This is a genomic window from Mesorhizobium sp. M7A.F.Ca.CA.004.12.1.1 (genome assembly GCF_003997835.1).
Taxonomy (GTDB): Bacteria; Pseudomonadota; Alphaproteobacteria; order Rhizobiales; family Rhizobiaceae; genus Mesorhizobium.
In genome coordinates, this window is sequence record NZ_RZRK01000031.1 from 1 (window position 1) to 16,489 (window position 16,489).

15 protein-coding genes are annotated in these 16,489 nt (G+C 62.2%); 5 read left to right on the forward strand and 10 right to left on the reverse strand.

Annotation, left to right across the window (positions count from 1 at the left end):
• From EN984_RS03085 to EN984_RS03110, 6 genes are all read right to left on the reverse strand, one after another.
• A partial coding sequence (locus EN984_RS03085) for a hypothetical protein (RefSeq protein ID WP_127383626.1) occupies positions 1–665 on the reverse strand: 665 nt, incomplete at its 3' end.
• 30 nt (positions 666–695) lie between these two features.
• Positions 696–842, reverse strand: a complete 147-nt coding sequence (locus EN984_RS03090; protein ID WP_013529552.1) for a hypothetical protein — start codon at positions 840–842, stop codon at positions 696–698.
• A gap of 25 nt (positions 843–867) precedes the next feature.
• Positions 868–1,122: a GlsB/YeaQ/YmgE family stress response membrane protein gene (locus EN984_RS03095; protein ID WP_013529551.1), complete on the reverse strand. Its 255-nt coding sequence runs from the start codon at positions 1,120–1,122 to the stop codon at positions 868–870.
• 215 nt (positions 1,123–1,337) lie between these two features.
• Positions 1,338–1,538: a hypothetical protein gene (locus EN984_RS03100; protein ID WP_027037740.1), complete on the reverse strand. Its 201-nt coding sequence runs from the start codon at positions 1,536–1,538 to the stop codon at positions 1,338–1,340.
• A gap of 104 nt (positions 1,539–1,642) precedes the next feature.
• Complete coding sequence (locus tag EN984_RS03105; protein ID WP_095084743.1) at positions 1,643–2,263, reverse strand: ribonuclease D; 621 nt, start codon at positions 2,261–2,263, stop codon at positions 1,643–1,645.
• 125 nt (positions 2,264–2,388) lie between these two features.
• Entirely contained in the window at positions 2,389–3,774 is a 1,386-nt protein-coding gene (locus EN984_RS03110) for a M20/M25/M40 family metallo-hydrolase (protein WP_127271233.1), read from the reverse strand.
• 415 nt (positions 3,775–4,189) lie between these two features.
• Here EN984_RS03110 and polA point away from each other — a divergent pair, with 415 nt between their 5' ends.
• Positions 4,190–7,141 carry a DNA polymerase I gene (gene polA / locus EN984_RS03115; protein WP_164748733.1) on the forward strand — a complete coding sequence of 984 codons (2,952 nt, stop codon included), beginning with the start codon at positions 4,190–4,192 and terminating at the stop codon, positions 7,139–7,141.
• 231 nt (positions 7,142–7,372) lie between these two features.
• Here polA and EN984_RS03120 read toward each other — a convergent pair whose 3' ends face one another.
• Entirely contained in the window at positions 7,373–7,777 is a 405-nt protein-coding gene (locus EN984_RS03120) for a Fur family transcriptional regulator (protein WP_056594898.1), read from the reverse strand.
• Positions 7,778–8,021: 244 nt separating this feature from the next.
• On the opposite strand from EN984_RS03120, the gene EN984_RS03125 reads away from it, so the two are divergent.
• The 3 genes from EN984_RS03125 (at position 8,022) to EN984_RS03135 (ending at position 11,412) form a co-directional block, all read left to right on the forward strand.
• Positions 8,022–10,220 (forward strand): caspase family protein, encoded by a 2,199-nt coding sequence (locus EN984_RS03125; RefSeq protein ID WP_127273154.1) that lies wholly within the window; start codon positions 8,022–8,024, stop codon positions 10,218–10,220.
• Positions 10,221–10,333: 113 nt separating this feature from the next.
• Entirely contained in the window at positions 10,334–10,714 is a 381-nt protein-coding gene (locus EN984_RS03130; protein ID WP_127271640.1) for a hypothetical protein, read from the forward strand.
• Complete coding sequence (locus EN984_RS03135) at positions 10,711–11,412, forward strand: hypothetical protein (protein WP_127272138.1); 702 nt, start codon at positions 10,711–10,713, stop codon at positions 11,410–11,412. The genes EN984_RS03130 and EN984_RS03135 overlap by 4 nt, the downstream gene beginning before the upstream one ends.
• A gap of 62 nt (positions 11,413–11,474) precedes the next feature.
• Here EN984_RS03135 and EN984_RS03140 read toward each other — a convergent pair whose 3' ends face one another.
• Complete coding sequence (locus EN984_RS03140; RefSeq protein WP_127271446.1) at positions 11,475–12,569, reverse strand: serine protease; 1,095 nt, start codon at positions 12,567–12,569, stop codon at positions 11,475–11,477.
• A gap of 396 nt (positions 12,570–12,965) precedes the next feature.
• Here EN984_RS03140 and EN984_RS03145 point away from each other — a divergent pair, with 396 nt between their 5' ends.
• Complete coding sequence (locus EN984_RS03145) at positions 12,966–14,063, forward strand: trypsin-like serine protease (protein WP_127272136.1); 1,098 nt, start codon at positions 12,966–12,968, stop codon at positions 14,061–14,063.
• A gap of 75 nt (positions 14,064–14,138) precedes the next feature.
• On the opposite strand, the gene mgrA is transcribed toward EN984_RS03145, so the two are convergent.
• The gene (gene mgrA, locus EN984_RS03150; RefSeq protein WP_127268557.1) at positions 14,139–15,185 is read right to left on the reverse strand and encodes an L-glyceraldehyde 3-phosphate reductase; all 1,047 of its coding nucleotides are present in this window, start codon (positions 15,183–15,185) and stop codon (positions 14,139–14,141) included.
• A 121-nt stretch (positions 15,186–15,306) separates the two neighbouring features.
• A complete protein-coding gene (locus EN984_RS03155) occupies positions 15,307–16,449 on the reverse strand; it encodes a Gfo/Idh/MocA family oxidoreductase (RefSeq protein WP_127272134.1) in 1,143 nt (380 codons plus the stop codon).
• Positions 16,450–16,489: the final 40 nt, after the last annotated feature.

Sequence of the window (16,489 nt, forward strand, 5' to 3'; positions counted from 1 at the left end):
CCGCCGGAATCCATATGAAACTTGTAGCTCGGGGCGAAATCCAGCCGCCGCCGCAACAGGCTTCCATGGAAAAAACAGAAGCCGGGCCACAGGAACCAGCCGCCTGGTGTCGGCGTATCGCGCCGCACGCTGCCGTATAGGCTCTTGCCCTCCATTCGGTCGCGGATCGAAAATGGTTCAGTTGGAAAGATGTCATGATCGATGAAGCCGAAAAGCTTCGGCCCGAACCCAGGCAAGAAATTCCGCACGATCCAGTTGAGCGCTTGACCGTGCGATCTGCTGACGACCAGCCTGTTCTTCGGCAATGCCACATAGGGGACATGCTGGCGACGGCAGAGATCGCGGATCGCTTCCCTTGCATCGTCCTTGTTGCTGTTGTCGAAAACGATGTAGCTTTCGTGCTCGGCCAGGTATCTGCGTACCAGGTGGATTTGCCATTCGATCATTTCGGGCCGGTTGAAGGCTACGGTGGCTATGATCGTATCGCGGAAAGCCTGCTCTCGCCCCTGCAATTCGCTGACCGGCGCGGATGTCCTCAGGAAGCGAAACACCCGCCAATGATAGCGCAGCAGCGCCTCGCGTCTTGGCGGCCTGTTCAGCCTCTCCCATTCCGCAACGGTAATTCTGGGCTGATCGACGTCTTCCGGAGCGTCAGAAGCCACCATGTCGTGCTCCTGCATGTGCCGTTCGACGGCTCAGTTCTGCTGGATCGAAATGCCCTTGTCGTCGATCTTGAGTTCGACGCCCTTGGGTTTGGTCTGCTCGCGATAGACGTAGATGCCGAGGGCAATGACCACGACGACGAGCGCGCCAATGACGAGATAGAGCGTATTCTGTTTCATGGCGCGCTCTTTGCGTTGTCGAGCCTCAGGCTCGTTTCAGGACCTTGACCAGCACCAGCAGGATGATGGCGCCGATGGTGGCATGGATGATCGCGGCGAGAGTGCCGCCGCCGATGGAAAATCCGATCCTCGGAAACAGCCAGCCGGCGATGAACGCGCCGACGATGCCGACGATGATGTTGCCGATAAGGCCGAAGCCGAAACCGGAAACGATAAGACCGGCGAGCCAGCCGGCGATGGCACCGATGATGATGAAGACGAGCAGGCTTTCGACACCCATAGAGAGTTCCTCCGAGCAAGAGGGCGACGGCGGAACGGAAAGCTCCGAATCGGCCTCGATATCAACGGCTTCAGGCTATTCGAAAGCGACCAGCCTCACCAGCGGCGCCATCACTAGAGCAATTCTAGGAAAAGTGTAAAGCGGTTTTCCGTCCAAAATTGCGTCAAAACAAAGAGTTAGAGCAGCTCGCCGTTTCCGTGAAACGGTGAACTGCTCTAGTCGTCATCGTCGCTTGCGGCAGGGCGCCAGCTGGTCGGCTCGACCTTCTTTTGCGTGTGACTGTCGATATAGACCCACCAGCCGTCGTCGCGATATTGCGCGATGGATTCGTTGATCACGCCGTCGCTGTCCTTCCACGTGACGGAGACCTTGGAGCCGTCTGTCGGCGCGGTCGCAATCGGCTTTCTGTCCGCCATGTCATCATCCCCCAATTGCACCGACAAACTGAGCCGACAGAACGCCGCGGCCCGCATCCGGTTCCAGCCGGTACCGGCTGCGCGATGTGCTGGCCGGACGACCGTCAGCTGTGGGCAAAGATATCCTCTTCGTCCCAGCCCATCAGGTCAAGCTTGGCACGCGTCGGCAGGAAGCGGAAGCAGGCATCGGCCTCCTTGGTCCGCCCATCGCGCGCCAGGCGTCCGGCGAGCACATCGCGCAAACGGTGCAGATAGAGCACGTCGGAAGCGGCATATTCGAGCTGTTCGGGCGACAGCGTCTCGGCCGCCCAGTCCGACGATTGCTGCGCCTTGGAGAGGCCAACGCCAAGAAGCTCGAAGCAGATGTCCTTCAGCCCGTGGCGGTCGGTGTAGGTGCGGGTCAGCCGCGAGGCGATTTTGGTGCAGAACACCGGCTCCGGCATCACGCCGAACGCATTGTAGAGCACGGCAAGATCGAAGCGTCCGTAGTGGAACAGCTTGGTTACGCCACGGTTCCGCAGCAGGCTGACGAGGTTCGGCGCCTTCTTCTGGCCAGGCGCGATCTGGATGACGTCGGCCGTGCCGTCGCCGGGCGAAATCTGCACCACGCACAGCCGGTCACGATGCGGATTGAGCCCGAGCGTCTCGGTGTCGATGGCCACTGCCCCGACATTGTAGTGCGAGAGGTCGGGCAGGTCGTTTTTATGGAAACGGATATCGGCCATTGTCTTCTCCGGTCGAGCTCTACAGTGTCCCCTGACCCGCAAGGGACGCTGCAGCGCTTTGTCTTGTGGCCCGTCCTCGCCGCGATCCGCTGAAAAATCAACAGGAAAACAGGAGTTTCCGCCGCTCAGCGCGTCAAGGCATCGAGAATCCGCGCCCAGGAGCGCTGGCCCTTGTGGAAGGAGCTGAGCTCGTATTTCTCGTTGGGCGAGTGGATGCGGTCGTCGTCGAGGCCGAACCCGACCAGCAGCGATTCCATACCGAGATAGGTCTGGAAATCGCCGACAACCGGAATGGAGCCGCCGCTGCCCGTCGTCACCGCCGGCTTCGGCCATTCGTCGGACAGCGCATTCTTGGCCTTGGCGAGGAAGGGCGAGTCGTAGGAAAGCTGGATTGCCGGCGAGCCGCCATGCGGATGGAATTCGACCGAACAGTCGGCCGGAATCCGCTCCTTGACGAATTTCTGGAACGCAGCGCGAATTTTCTTGGGATCCTGCTTGTGGACAAGGCGAAACGACACCTTCGCCGAGGCTTCCGCCGCGATCACCGTCTTGAAGCCCTTGCCGGTATAGCCGCCGATGATGCCGTTGAACTCGGCCGTCGGCCGCGCCCAGGTCAACTCCAGCACGGAGCGGCCCTTTTCGCCCGACGGGATCGACAGGCCGACCGGTCCGAGGAACGTCTCGGCGGTCTCGCCGAGCGTCTCCCATGATTTCAGGATCTGCGACGGTGTTTCCTCGACGCCGTCATAGAAGCCGGGGATGGTGATATGGCCGTCCTTGTCGTGGATATCGGCCAGCACCCTGGCCAGGATCCGGATCGGATTGGCGGCGGCACCGCCATAGAGGCCGGAATGCAGGTCGCGATCGGCCGCCTTCACCGTGATCTCCTCGCCGACCAGCCCGCGCAATCCCACACAGATCGACGGCGTCTCGCGGTCCCACATGCCGGTATCGCAAACCAGCGCGAAATCGGCCTTGAGTTCGTCGGCATTGGCTTCGAGGAACGGCTTCAACGAGGGCGAGCCGGATTCCTCTTCGCCCTCGAACAGGATGGTGATGCGGCAAGGCAGATTGCCGTGCACCTGTTTCCAGGCGCGGCAAGCCTCTACGAAGGTCATCAACTGGCCTTTGTCGTCGGCCGACCCGCGTCCGGTGATCACCTTGTGATCCGGCCCGACCTCCTTGACAGCAGGCGCGAACGGATCGCTTTCCCACAATTCGATCGGATCGACCGGCTGAACGTCATAATGGCCGTAAAACAGCACATGCGGCGAACCGGCCGGGCCGTCATGGTGCGCAACCACCATCGGGTGGCCTGGTGTGTCGCGAACGCTGGCGTCGAAGCCGATCAGCTTGAGTTCGGCCACCAGCCATTCCGCCGCCTTGCGGCAATCGGCGGCAAAGGCCGGATCGGTGGAGATCGACTTGATCTTGAGCAAGCCGAACAGGCGCTCGAGGCTCTGGTCGAGATTGTTGTCGAGACGGTCGAGGACGGGGGAAATTGCGGACATATGTGAAGCCTTTCGATTCAGAACCCGAACCGTAAAGGCAGGACAGGAAAACGAAAAGCCCGCGATCATTGGACCACGGGCTGCAAACGTCTGTCTGGGATAAAAAAGACCGCCGTGGTGGAGGGGGAACCACGGCGGCCTTCTACTCGAAACGATGCGGCAGCCCGGAGAGGGGGGATAGGCTGCCGCAGGTGTCCGGATTAGGCGGGGGACGGGCCTTGCTCCGGACTCGGCGAAAACTGCCGATGACGTGTATTTGGGTCTCTGAACGTGGCGATTCAAGGGCACGAAAATTACAGTTTTGTAACATAGGCGTGAGCAGGGTGACGGCGATCTGTCAGGGTGTTGCCGGAACCGATAGTCGACGCTGCCTTTGGCATGGACCAAGCCGCCGCGCCGCGCTATCCCTGCCGGCATGAAAAAAGGCGATCATCTCTTCCTTGTCGACGGCTCCGGCTACATCTTCCGTGCCTATCACGCGCTGCCGCCGCTGACCCGCAAATCCGACGGCCTGCCGGTGGGCGCCGTTTCCGGCTTCTGCAACATGCTGTGGAAGCTGATGCTCGACGCCCGCAACACCGATGTAGGCATTGTGCCAACGCATTTCGCCGTCATTTTCGACTATTCGTCGAAAACCTTCCGCAACGACCTCTACCCCGAATACAAGGCCAACCGCTCGGCACCGCCGGAAGATCTGATCCCGCAATTCGGCCTGATCCGCCAGGCGACCAGGGCGTTCAACCTGCCCTGCGTCGAGATCGAAGGCTACGAGGCCGACGATCTGATCGCCACCTATGCGAGGCTCGCCTGCGAAGCCGGCGGCGATACCACCATCATCTCCTCCGACAAGGACCTGATGCAGCTGGTTGGCGATACGGTCGCCATGTACGACCCGATGAAGGACCGCCAGATCGGCATTCCGGAAGTCATAGAAAAATGGGGCGTGCCGCCGGAGAAGATGGTCGACCTGCAGGCGCTGACCGGCGATTCGGTCGACAATGTGCCTGGTGTGCCCGGCATAGGGCCGAAGACGGCGGCGCAACTGCTCGAACAGTTCGGTGACCTCGACACGCTGCTGGCCCGGGCCGGCGAGATCAAGCAGGACAAGAGGCGCGAATCGATCATCGCCAATGCCGACAAGGCGCGCATTTCTCGTCAGCTGGTGACGCTGATGAACGATGTGCCGGTGACCGAGGGACTGGAGGATTTCGTGCTGCACGCGCCGGACGGTCCGAAGCTGATCGGTTTCCTCAAGACCATGGAATTCACGTCACTGACCCGCCGTGTGGCGGAAGCGACCAGCACCGAGGCCGGCGACGTCCAGGCCGTCGCGGTCACCGTCGAACGCGCCGATCATGCTCATGGCCCAGATGTCGGGGCCGGGTTGCCGCCGGTTGCCCGAAACGCGTCCGGCACTGAACCGGACGAAGCCGGCGGGACGGCGGAGACGTCAAAACAAGGCGATACCCCTTCCCTGCTCGCGGCACTGCGGCTGGAGCGCGCGGCCACCGGCAAGATCGATATTTCTGCCTATCATTGCATTCGCGATGTCTCGACCCTGAAAGCCTGGGTGGCCGAGGCACGGGAGGCGGGCATCGCCGCCTTCGATGTCCGGGCAACATCGGCTGATCCGATGCAGGCCGAACTCATCGGCATGGCCATCGCCACAGCGCCCGGCCGCGCCGCCTACATTCCTTTTGCCCACATGAGCGGCAATGGCGACCTGCTCGGTGGTGGCGCGCTCGAAAACCAGATTGCGCTGCGCGAGGCGCTGGCCGTGCTGAAACCGCTGCTCGAAGACCGATCGGTTCTCAAGGTGGCGCAGAATCTGAAATACGATCTTGTGATCATGAGCCGCTACGGCATCGATGTCGCGCCGTTCGACGACACCATGCTGATCTCCTACGTGCTCGATGCCGGCACGCCCCATGGTCATGGCATGGATGCGCTTGCCGAAAAGTGGCTCGGTCATACCCCTCTCCAACTCAAGGATGTGACCGGCTCGGGCAAAAGCTCCGTCGGTTTCGATCAGGTCGACATCGACAAGGCGACGGCTCATGCCGCTGAGGACGCCGATGTGACGCTTCGGCTCTGGCTGGTGCTGAAACCGCGGCTTGCCGCCAAGGGCCTGGTGTCTGTCTATGAGCGGTTGGAGCGGCCGCTGGTGCCGGTGCTGGCGCGCATGGAACAGCGCGGCATCTCGGTCGACCGGCAGATCCTGTCGCGGCTCTCCGGCGAACTGGCCCAGGGCGCCGCTCGCCTTGAAGAGGAAATCTACCAGCTCATCGGCGAACGCATCAACATCGGCTCGCCAAAGCAGCTCGGCGACATCCTGTTCGGGCGCATGGGCCTGCCCGGCGGTTCCAAGACCAAGACCGGCCAGTGGTCGACGTCGGCGCAGCTTCTCGAAGATCTCGCCGCGGAAGGCCACGAACTGCCGCGCAAGATCGTCGACTGGCGCCAGCTGACCAAGCTGAAATCGACCTATACTGATGCGCTGCCCGGCTTCATCCATCCCGACACCAAGCGCGTCCACACGTCCTACGCGCTGGCCGCGACGACGACGGGCCGGCTGTCGTCCTCCGACCCGAACCTGCAGAACATCCCGGTTCGCACCGCCGAAGGCCGCAAGATCAGGACCGCCTTCATCACCGACAAGAGCCACCGCCTGGTCTCGGCCGACTACAGCCAGATCGAGCTGCGGGTGCTCGCCCATGTCGCCGAAATCCCGCAATTGCGGCAGGCTTTCGCCGACGGCGCCGACATCCATGCCATCACCGCGTCGGAGATGTTCAACGTGCCGGTCGAAGGCATGCCTTCGGAAGTCCGCCGCCGCGCCAAGGCGATCAATTTCGGCATCATCTACGGCATTTCGGCCTTCGGTCTCGCCAATCAGTTGTCGATCCCGCGCGAGGAGGCAGGCAACTACATCAAGAAGTATTTCGAGCGCTTCCCCGGCATCCGAGACTATATCGAGGAGACCAAGGCCTATGCCCGCGAGCATGGCTTTGTCGAAACGATCTTCGGCCGCCGCATCCATTACCCCGATATAAGATCGTCCAATCCCTCGCTCCGCGCGTTCAACGAGCGCGCCTCGATCAACGCCCGCCTGCAAGGCACCGCCGCCGACATCATCCGCCGTGCCATGATCCGCATGGAGGAGGCTCTGGAAAAAGCAGGCCTTTCGGCACGCATGCTGCTGCAGGTGCATGACGAATTGATCTTCGAGACCGTCGAGGCGGAAGTCGAGGCAACGATCCCGGTCGTGCGTCACGTCATGGAGAACGCGGCGATGCCGGCGGTCTCGATGTCGGTGCCGCTGCATGTCGACGCGCGGGCGGCGAACAACTGGGACGAGGCGCATTAGCCGTCGTCGTCATCCTAGGGCGGAGCGACGCGAAGCGGAGCGCAGACCCTAGGATCCATGCCGTTACATTAGCCTTGGATGCAACGGTGCAAAATGAAGCCGCTTCCGAGGCTGCGCCAAGTATCCTTAAATCTGGGCCGCCGCGACATTCTCATGTCACGGCATGGATCCTAGGGTCTCCGCGACGTCGCTTCGCTCCTGCTTCGCCCTAGGATGACGAAGCGATGGGCCTCAAGCCGCTTCGGCCAGGCACTTGGCACACGTCCCGCGAAATTCGATCACCGCCTTCTTGGCGGCGAAGCCGGTGGAGCGCACCCATTCGTCCAACTGGTGGCCGACATCGTGGTCGGACATTTCGGTGACCTGCCCGCATGTGTCGCAGATCGCGAAGGCGGTCATCGAGTGGTTGTGGTCGTGCGGTTCGGCGCAGGCGACGAAGGAGTTGATGCTTTCGAGCCGATGCACGAAACCTGACTTCACCAGCGTATCGAGCGCGCGATAGACCTGGAGCGGCGCGCGAAAACCGCGCTCGCGCAGTTGGTCGAGCAAGGTGTAGGCACTGAGCGGTCCGCTGGCGGTCTCGAGTTTCTCGAGCACGCACAGCTGGTTCTTCGTCAGCACATCCCTTGCCGCCATGATCCTGTTTCCAACTCGCCTTGCGTCGCTTGTGCCGCGCACAAACGATCCATGTCCCATCCAGATAGCGACGAACAGGCCTTTTTGCTACTGTTTCCAGCATTCTGCCCGCGAGGCTGTCGAGAACATCGATCGGAGCGGGGCAACAGGCAGGTTGCTCTGCGATGTGACGTTCAAAATACTGACAATATCTTCGGCAAGGATTGCCGCGCTTGGAAATTCGGTCGGGCTTGGGGAAGCAATCATGATCAAATTGACGCGGCGGACGCTGCTGGTCGGCACGTCCGCCTTGACCATGGCCGGCATGGTATCGTTCCGAACCATGGCCGCATCGCGCATCTACCATGCGCTGCTGGTCGCCTGCACCGAATATCCCAACCTGCCGCAGAGGAACTGGCTTGTCGGGCCGAAGAACGATGCAGCCCTCGTCCACGACTATCTGCTGAAGAATGTGCCCGACCCCGTGCGCTTCGCGCCGGAAAACGTCACGCTGCTCGCCAAGGATGTCCCCGGCGCCAGTGGCCTGCCGACCCATGCGGCGATCAAGGCTGCATTGGCCGACCTTGCCGCCAAGGTTCAGCGCGACGATTTCGTCTATCTGCATCTGTCCGGTCACGGTGCCCAGCAGCCGCAGATGGTCAAGGGCGACGAGACCGACGGGCTCGACGAGATCTTCCTGCCCGTAGATATCGGCAAATGGATCAACCGTGATGCCGGCGTGCCCAATGCGCTGATCGACAACGAAATCGGCGCGGCACTCGACGCCATCCGCGACAAGGGTGCTTTCGTCTGGGTTGTGTTCGACTGCTGCCATTCCGGAACCGCGACACGCGCCGTCGAGGTCGATGACGAGCTGGAGCGCAAGGTCGAGTTCGCCGACCTGGTCGGCGGCAACGAGTCCGAGCGGGCTGCCGCGATCGAGGCCTATGACGAGGTGATTTCGGTCGCCGGCTCGCGCGGCATCGACGACAATGGCACGCGCAAGCCCGCCTTCACCCTGACGCCGACCGGTGGCGAACCGATCACCAAGGGCAAGCTGGTCGCCTTCTATGCCGCGCAGACGGTGGAGACGACGCCCGAGATGCCGTTGCCCAAGGGCATCGCGGATGCGCCGCGCTTGGGCCTGTTCACCTTCACCATCCTGTCCAAACTGGCCGAGAATCCCAACGTCACCTATCGCCAGCTCGGCCAGGCCGTGCTGCAGCAATATTCGGCCGACAGCCGCACCCGGCCGACACCGCTGTTCGAGGGCGAACTGGATGCCCGCGTCTTCGGCACCGACAAGACCGATGCAGTCATGCAGTGGCCTGTCGTCATCAAGGACGGCGAAGCGACGATCGGCGCCGGACTGCTGCATCGCCTCACCCCCGGCAGCAAGCTCGCCATCCTGCCATCGGCGTTATCGCCGCTGTCCGACGCTGTCGGATTTTTGGAAGTGCAGTCGGCAAAAAACCTGGAAAGCCGCGTCAAGCCGGTCGAGTTCGACAAGAAGCCGGCGCTCAAATTCGCCGACATTCCCGCCAACGCCTATGCGCGGGTGGCGGAGATCGCCGTCGACTATAAGCTCGTCTTGGCGCGGCCGGCCATAGCCAAGGGACTTGAAAAGGAAACCGCTCTGGTCAATTCGGTTCTCGACGAACTGGCCACAGCCAGGGAGACCGGCTTCAACATCGAGCTGGTCGATCCCGGCAAGAGCGCCGACCTCCGCCTCGCGGTGATGCGCGAGAATGCTGTTCCCGGTGCCCACAAGGATGCGACAGACAAGCCGGCGCTGTGGTTCCTGCCGGCATCGGGCGACGTGAGCCTGAAGGAGGGCGGCAAACCGCCGCTGATCATCATTCACGACCGCCAGAAACTGGCCGATGCAATGGCCAGGAACCTGCGCACCATCTTCCGCGCCACCGGGCTTTCGCGGCTGGCGGCGGCCACGGACTACAAGCCCGAGGACGTCGACGTCCAGTTTCAGGTCAAACGTCGCGACAAGGATGGCCTCGAACCGCTGCAGGCTTCGGTTGTGCCGCGCGTGTCGCCGGGCGACGAAGTGCATGTGCTGGCCAAGAACGGCTCGGATCTGCTGGTCGACATCAATGTGCTCTATGTCGGCAGCGACTATTCGATCACCCATATCGTTGCCGAACGCCTCGCCCCGCAAGCCATGCTCGAAGAGGGGCTGCTGGCTTTCACCGACACCAGCTTCGGCATGGAGCGGATGATCGCGGTTTTGACCGAGGCGCCGCCGGGGAGCGAGAAGCAGGATCTGAGCTTCCTGGCGCAGGACGGCGTCGCCGCGGCGACACGCGGAATGGGCTCCGCCGGCTTCTCCGACATGCTGACCGATCTCGGCATGGCGCCGGCAACCCGCTCGGTGATGCGGCTTGCCGACAAGAGCGGCCCGAAAGGCGCGGTGATGATTTTCCCGATGGAGACGGTGCCGCGCGCCTGAGCGGATGCCGGCGCCGCATGGCTCTGCCGGCTCTTGCGCGATCGGCGCGATATGAGAACATTCCCGGCCGCGTCTTGGCGCATGACGGCCGGATGAAACGGATAGGATCGATTGTGAAGAATTCTGTGTTTTCCTGGCGTGGAACGGTGGCTGGCCTTGGCGGCGGCCTGTTGTTGATCGCCAACGCTTCGGCGGACGAGGCCTGCGGCCTGTGCGTCAAGCAGATCGTCACCAACTCGGAACTGGCGACGTGTTTTCTCGATCAGTACGACCAGTTCGCCAAAAGCGGCAGCGACGCCGTTGTCGTCGATCTCAGCAACTGCGCCTCGCGCGGCGTCGTCGAAGCCTTGCCGTCACCGAACAAGGGGGCGGCGGAGCCTGACGTGCAGTTCATGATTTCGCGCCTGCAACTGGAATGCCTGAAACGGAAGCTGGAGACGCCGGGCATCGTGCTGGATCCCTCCGCCACCATTGAACTGGACAGCTGCGGATGAAGAAGCCAACGGGCAACACCAGGCAGACAGCAGCCGCCGCAAAGGCGCCGGCCGGCAAACCCGCGCTGGCGGAAACCACCGAAGGTTTCCCTTGGCCAAGCGCCCACGAGATCAAGAAGGAGAGCAACCCCTTCACCGACCGCGACTGGCGCATGCTGGTCTATGCCTGGTCGGGCATGGCCGTGCGTCTCGCCATCATCTTCACCCTGATGTTCTCGGTCTACCAGTTCCTGGCCAACCAGGAGCAGAAGCGCGTCGAGCAGACCATGTCGCTTGTCGAACTCTGGGAAAACAAGGACTACCAGCAGGCGCAGCGCGCGCTGAAAGATCGTCTGACCGCGCTTAACGCCAAATATGACAATCTGCTCAGCGCCAACCCCTCGCCAACCGAGGAGCAGGTGTTCCGGCAACGGATCGGCATCGAGGCGATGACCGCCTCCGGCGGCGACATGCCGCTCGCCGATTTCAGCGAGAATTTCGATCGCATCGTCTATTTCCTCAACCGGCTGTCATTCTGCATCGACGGCGATTTGTGTTCGCGCAAAGTGACCGATGCTTATTTCCGTGACTATGCCGTCTCTTTCTGGAGCTATTTTGCCGGCTACATAGACAAGCAGCGCAAGGCGGGTTCTCCCACTTTCGCTTCGGCGATCGAGACCTATGTGCGCAATGGGCCGCCCACGGCCGAAGCCAAATAGCGGCGCGAAAAAGGCGGCGGGATTGCGCCGCCGCCTTTGTCTCCACCGCGAATGCGCAGCGATTATTTATACAGGCTGTTGATCCACTGGACGTTGGCAGCATTCAGGCGCACGGCGGTGTTCGCGTCGGGGCTTTCCGCCACGTTGACACCGGTGACGATGCGCTGCTTGGCCTTGTTGTCGTAGGCATAGACCGAACTGCCGCTCGACCCTGGGAACGTATCGCAGTCGTACTGGAAATATTCCGGCGCGATGTTTTCGGCATGCACTTCGCAGTTTGCCTTCCACATCGTGCCCATCGGCTTGTCGCCGGGATAGCCAACGAGATTGGCGGTGAAGTCGCCAAGATCGTCATAGTTCGCATAGCCCAGCCAGCCGAGATTGGTGCCGACATCCTGCTTTAGCGTGACGATGCCGAGATCCCACAGCAGGACCGAACCATAATAACCCTGGTAGTTGTCGATGAAGCCTTGCAGCACATAGGCGCTTTCGAAGGCGAAGGCGCCGAACGGTGCGTCGTCGGCCGTGCTGCCGTTCAGCCCCGGCACGAACAGATAGTCGGAGAGCCAATCCTTGTCCTCATGGCTGTAGAGGCAGTGCGCGGCGGTGAGCACCGTGCGCGGGCCGATCAGCGTTGCCGAACAGCTGCCGAAGCTGCCCGTCTTCGGCGATTTGGCTTCGAGATAGCCGATTGCCGAGAACGGATAGGTCTTGGTGTTCTTGACCTGCTCGCGATCGTCGGTGCCGAAGACCTGACGGCCGGCTTCGCCTTCGCCGAGGTCCGGATCCTCGGTCTTGCGCTCGGCCCCGTCTTTTCCGGTGGCCGGAGCGTTCAGTTCCTTGATGATAAGCTCCCGCAGCGCTTCGCTCGGCTCGATCTTGATCTCCTTGCCATCGGCGGACCGTCCGACGACGCCGTAGGATTTGACAGCCGTTGCCTCGTCGGCAAGCGGCGCGGCGCGGCTGTCTTCGTCGGTCAGCTTAGGTGGCGCGATTGGCTTTGCCCGCCCGGGCTTGTAGTCGCCTGAAGTCACGTCGCGCGCGCTTTCGCCATTGCCGGCACTGGCGGAGCCAGGATCGGCGGCGAAAACCGGGACCGTCCACATTGCGGTGGAAAGCAATGCGGACACAATGAGTGCGTTTGTCAGTTTTGTCATGGTGAGACTCTCCCAAAAGTCAGCAAGGACTGGATCAAGATACAGAAATATTGTCGAGATCGTGGTGGCGTCGAAAAAGGATTTTGGTTACCGCACTTGAAATTTGACCATCGCCTATGCGGTCGGTCAAAGCCCCCGCCAAAGACACCCGGGCGGATATATTGCCTAAATTAATACAACATTGGAATGACAATTAGCTTCCACATAGCCCGTGGGGGGCTATAGGGTTTTGAACGGGGTCTGCACAGGAACGCGATACGCGAAGCAGTGCCTGACTTGGTGTCCCTGCCGTGCCGCTGCAACGAAAGCTGCGCGGCCTGACCACCAGTCTGAGGCTTGCTTTGTTGATCATGCGCCGGGGCTGGTCCGCTCGGGTACATATCAGGAGGGCTTCAGATGAACATCATCCATCGGTTCAGGCCGATCGCCGCTGCATCGCTGCTCGGCATCGCAGCCGCCCTTGCGGCAGCCAATTCCACCCAGGCCGACGAAGCAGTCGCCCGACCGGAGGCAGCGGTCTCGCCAATGAAGCGCGTGACGGAAGCCAGGGCGAAAGCCGCGGCGGAGAACCCCGACGCAGCCGACCGCGTCTATGGCGGCAACCAGGCCGAAAAGGGAGCCTATCCGTTCCAGGTCGCGCTGCTCACCACCGACAGGCTGGACGAGAACCCGGCCTCGCAGGCCAACGCCCAATTCTGCGGCGGCAGCCTGATCGCGCCGCAATGGGTGCTGACGGCAGCACACTGCCTCAACGACAAGGGTCAGCCGGTTTCGCCGGAGAGCGTCACCGTGCTGACCGGTGCAACCGATCTCAGCGAGGGCAAGCGCCACAAGGTGGTGGAGGTCATCGTCAACGAAGCCTACAGCGAGCAAACGCTCGACAACGATCTCGCCCTGCTCCGGCTTGCCGAACCGGCCGACGCGCCGACCATCAAGGTCGCCCATGAGGCAACCCCCGACACCGGCAAGACGACCGTCACCGGCTGGGGCAAGATGCAGGACGGCACCTTTCCGACCACGCTGATGGTTGTCGATCTCGATCTGCAGCCGAACCAGGCCTGCAACAGCGGCATCAAGGCCATCTATGCGCGTGATCTGAAGGCAGCGCTCGGTGATCTGTCCCGCCGTATGCGCTATTCGGAAAAAGGCATCGACGCGGCAGCCAATGCGATCGCCGCCGACATGACCGACCCGCTGACCGGCAACATGATCTGCGCCGGCACCACCAGCGGCGTGCGCGATGCCTGCAACGGCGACAGCGGCGGCCCGCTGTTCATGACCGGTGCCGAAGGCCCGGTCCAGGTCGGCGTCGTCAGCTGGGGCGAAGGCCCGGCTGACGGCAGTGCGGCGTGCGGCCACAAGGAGGCCTACGGCATCTACACGCGGCTGGCCAACTACACCGGCTGGATCGAGGCGAAGATGAAGACCTCGGCTCCGGCGCCGGCAAAGCCCAAGGCGGGACTGGGCACCGCCCAGAAACCGAAAACGCCCTGAAGCAGCGCTGTTCGCTTTCAAGCAAAACGGCGGGAGAGGTTCCCGCCGGTTTGCTTGCCGGCTTATCGAGAGGACTTATTTTCGCGGCGGGCCTTTGCGCTCGGCGGAAGCCGCCCACAGATTAATGTCGGATTCGCGCGCATAGGTGTCGATCTCGGCGAGTTCGGCATCGCTGAAATCGAGCACCTTGAGCGCGCCGACGCAGTCCTCGACCTGCTCCGGCCGGCTGGCGCCGATCAGCGCCGATGTCACCCTGCCCTTGCGCAGCACCCAGGCCAGCGCCATCTGCGCCAGCGTCTGCCCGCGCTTGCCGGCGATGGCGTCGAGCGCCTTGATGTTGGCGATGGTCTTGTCGTTGATGAAGGCTGTCTTCAGCGACTTGCCCTGGGAGGCACGGCTGCCATCGGGAATGCCGCCGAGATACTTGTTGGTCAGCATGCCTTGCGCCAGCGGCGAGAACACGATGGAGCCGACGCCGAGCCCTTCGAGCGTGTCGAGCAAGCCATCTTCCTCCACCCAGCGGTTCAGCATCGAATAGCTCGGCTGGTGGATGACGCAAGGCGTGCCAAGCTGCTTCAAGATATCGGCGGCCTCGCGTGTGCGCTGCGAATTGTAGGACGAGATGCCGGCATAGAGCGCCTTGCCCGAGCGCACGGCATGGTCGAGCGCGCCCATGGTCTCTTCCAGCGGCGTGTCGGGGTCGAAACGATGCGAATAGAAGATATCGACATAGTCGAGCCCCATGCGCTTCAGGCTCTGGTCGAGGCTGGCCAGAATGTATTTGCGCCCGCCCCATTCGCCGTAGGGTCCGGCCCACATCTCGTAGCCGGCCTTCGTCGAGATGATCAGCTCGTCGCGGTAGGCGGCGAAGTCGGTGCGCAGGATTTCACCGAAAGCGGTCTCGGCCGAGCCGGGTGGCGGACCGTAATTGTTGGCAAGGTCGAAATGCGTGATGCCGAGGTCGAAGGCCTTGCGCGCGATCGCCTGCTTGGTCCTGTGCGGCGTGTCGTTGCCGAAATTATGCCACAGGCCGAGCGAGATTGCCGGCAGCTTCAGGCCGGAGCGGCCACAGCGGTTGTAGACCATTTTCTCGTAGCGGTTTTCGGCGGGCGTATAGGGCATCGGAAAATCCTCAAATGGAAGCGAGCCAGGCTACTGCCATCGCGACAACGCGGGCGAGTCGGCTTTGCCCCTCACCTTTACCCTCTCCCCGCCGGAACGGGGAGAGGGTTGAGGTATCTGCCTACTTCTTCTTCGCCAAAAGGTCCTTGGCTTGCTTGACGCCGAGGGCTGCCGGCCGTTCGCAGGTGGTCTGCATGGCGACGAACTTGCCGGTTTCGCCGGAGCGCAACAGCCCGGTCATCACGTCGACGGCGTGCAGCGCCAGCTCCATCGAACAGCGATGCGGTCGGCCTTCCGCGATCGCCACTGCCATGTCGGCGAGGCCCGATGTGCGGTAGTTGGCCATCATGCCTTGCGAATGCATCTCGTTGGGCACGCCGAACGGATGCGGCCAGTTCGGCAGCTTCTTGACCGGCTTGGCCGCGTCGGTGAAGCGAACGTCACCACCGAAGAAGTTCGGGTCCGGCACGAACACCGTACCCGCCTCGCCATAGAGTTCCATCGGCGCGTGGCCGTGGGCCCAGACGTCCCAGCTGGTGTTGAGCGTTATAACGGCACCGTTCTCGAACTCCAGCAGCCCATGAATGGTCGTCGGCGTGTTGACCGGTATCTTTTCACCCGCGCGCGGCTTTGAACTGATCGTCCGCTCCTTGGCCGGCGTCGTCGCGAAGGCCGCGACCTGTTTCACCGGTCCGATCAGCTGGATCAGATTGGTGATGTAGTAAGGCCCGATATCGAGCACGGGACCGGCGCCCGGCTGGAAGAAGAAATCCGGATTGGGATGCCAATGCTCCATGCCGTGGCCCATGACATGGCAGGTACCGCTCGTGACCTTGCCAAGCTTGCCGGTGTCGATCAGGTTGCGCACCAGTTGGTGCGCGCCGCCGAGGAAAGTGTCTGGCGCCGAGCCGATCCGCAGGCCCTTTTTCTCCGCCCGCTTCTTAAGGTCGAGCCCTTCCTTGACCGACAGCACGAACGGCTTTTCCGAATAGACGTGCTTGCCGGCGTCGAGGATCTGCTTCGATACTTCGTAGTGCACCGCCGGGATGGTCAGGTTGACGATGATGTCGATGTCGTCGGCCTTGAGCAGGTCTTCGACGGTCTCGGCGCGCAGCTTGAACTCCTTCGCCCGCGCCTTGGCCGCCTCCATGTTGATGTCGGCGCAGGCACGCATTTCGATGCCGCGAAACAGCGGCGCCAGCGAAAAATACGCTTTCGAGATGTTGCCGCAGCCGATGACGCCGATGCCAAGTTTCTTTGCCATGCTGATTGCTCCTAATAGGTTTTGGCGGCTGCGATGGAGC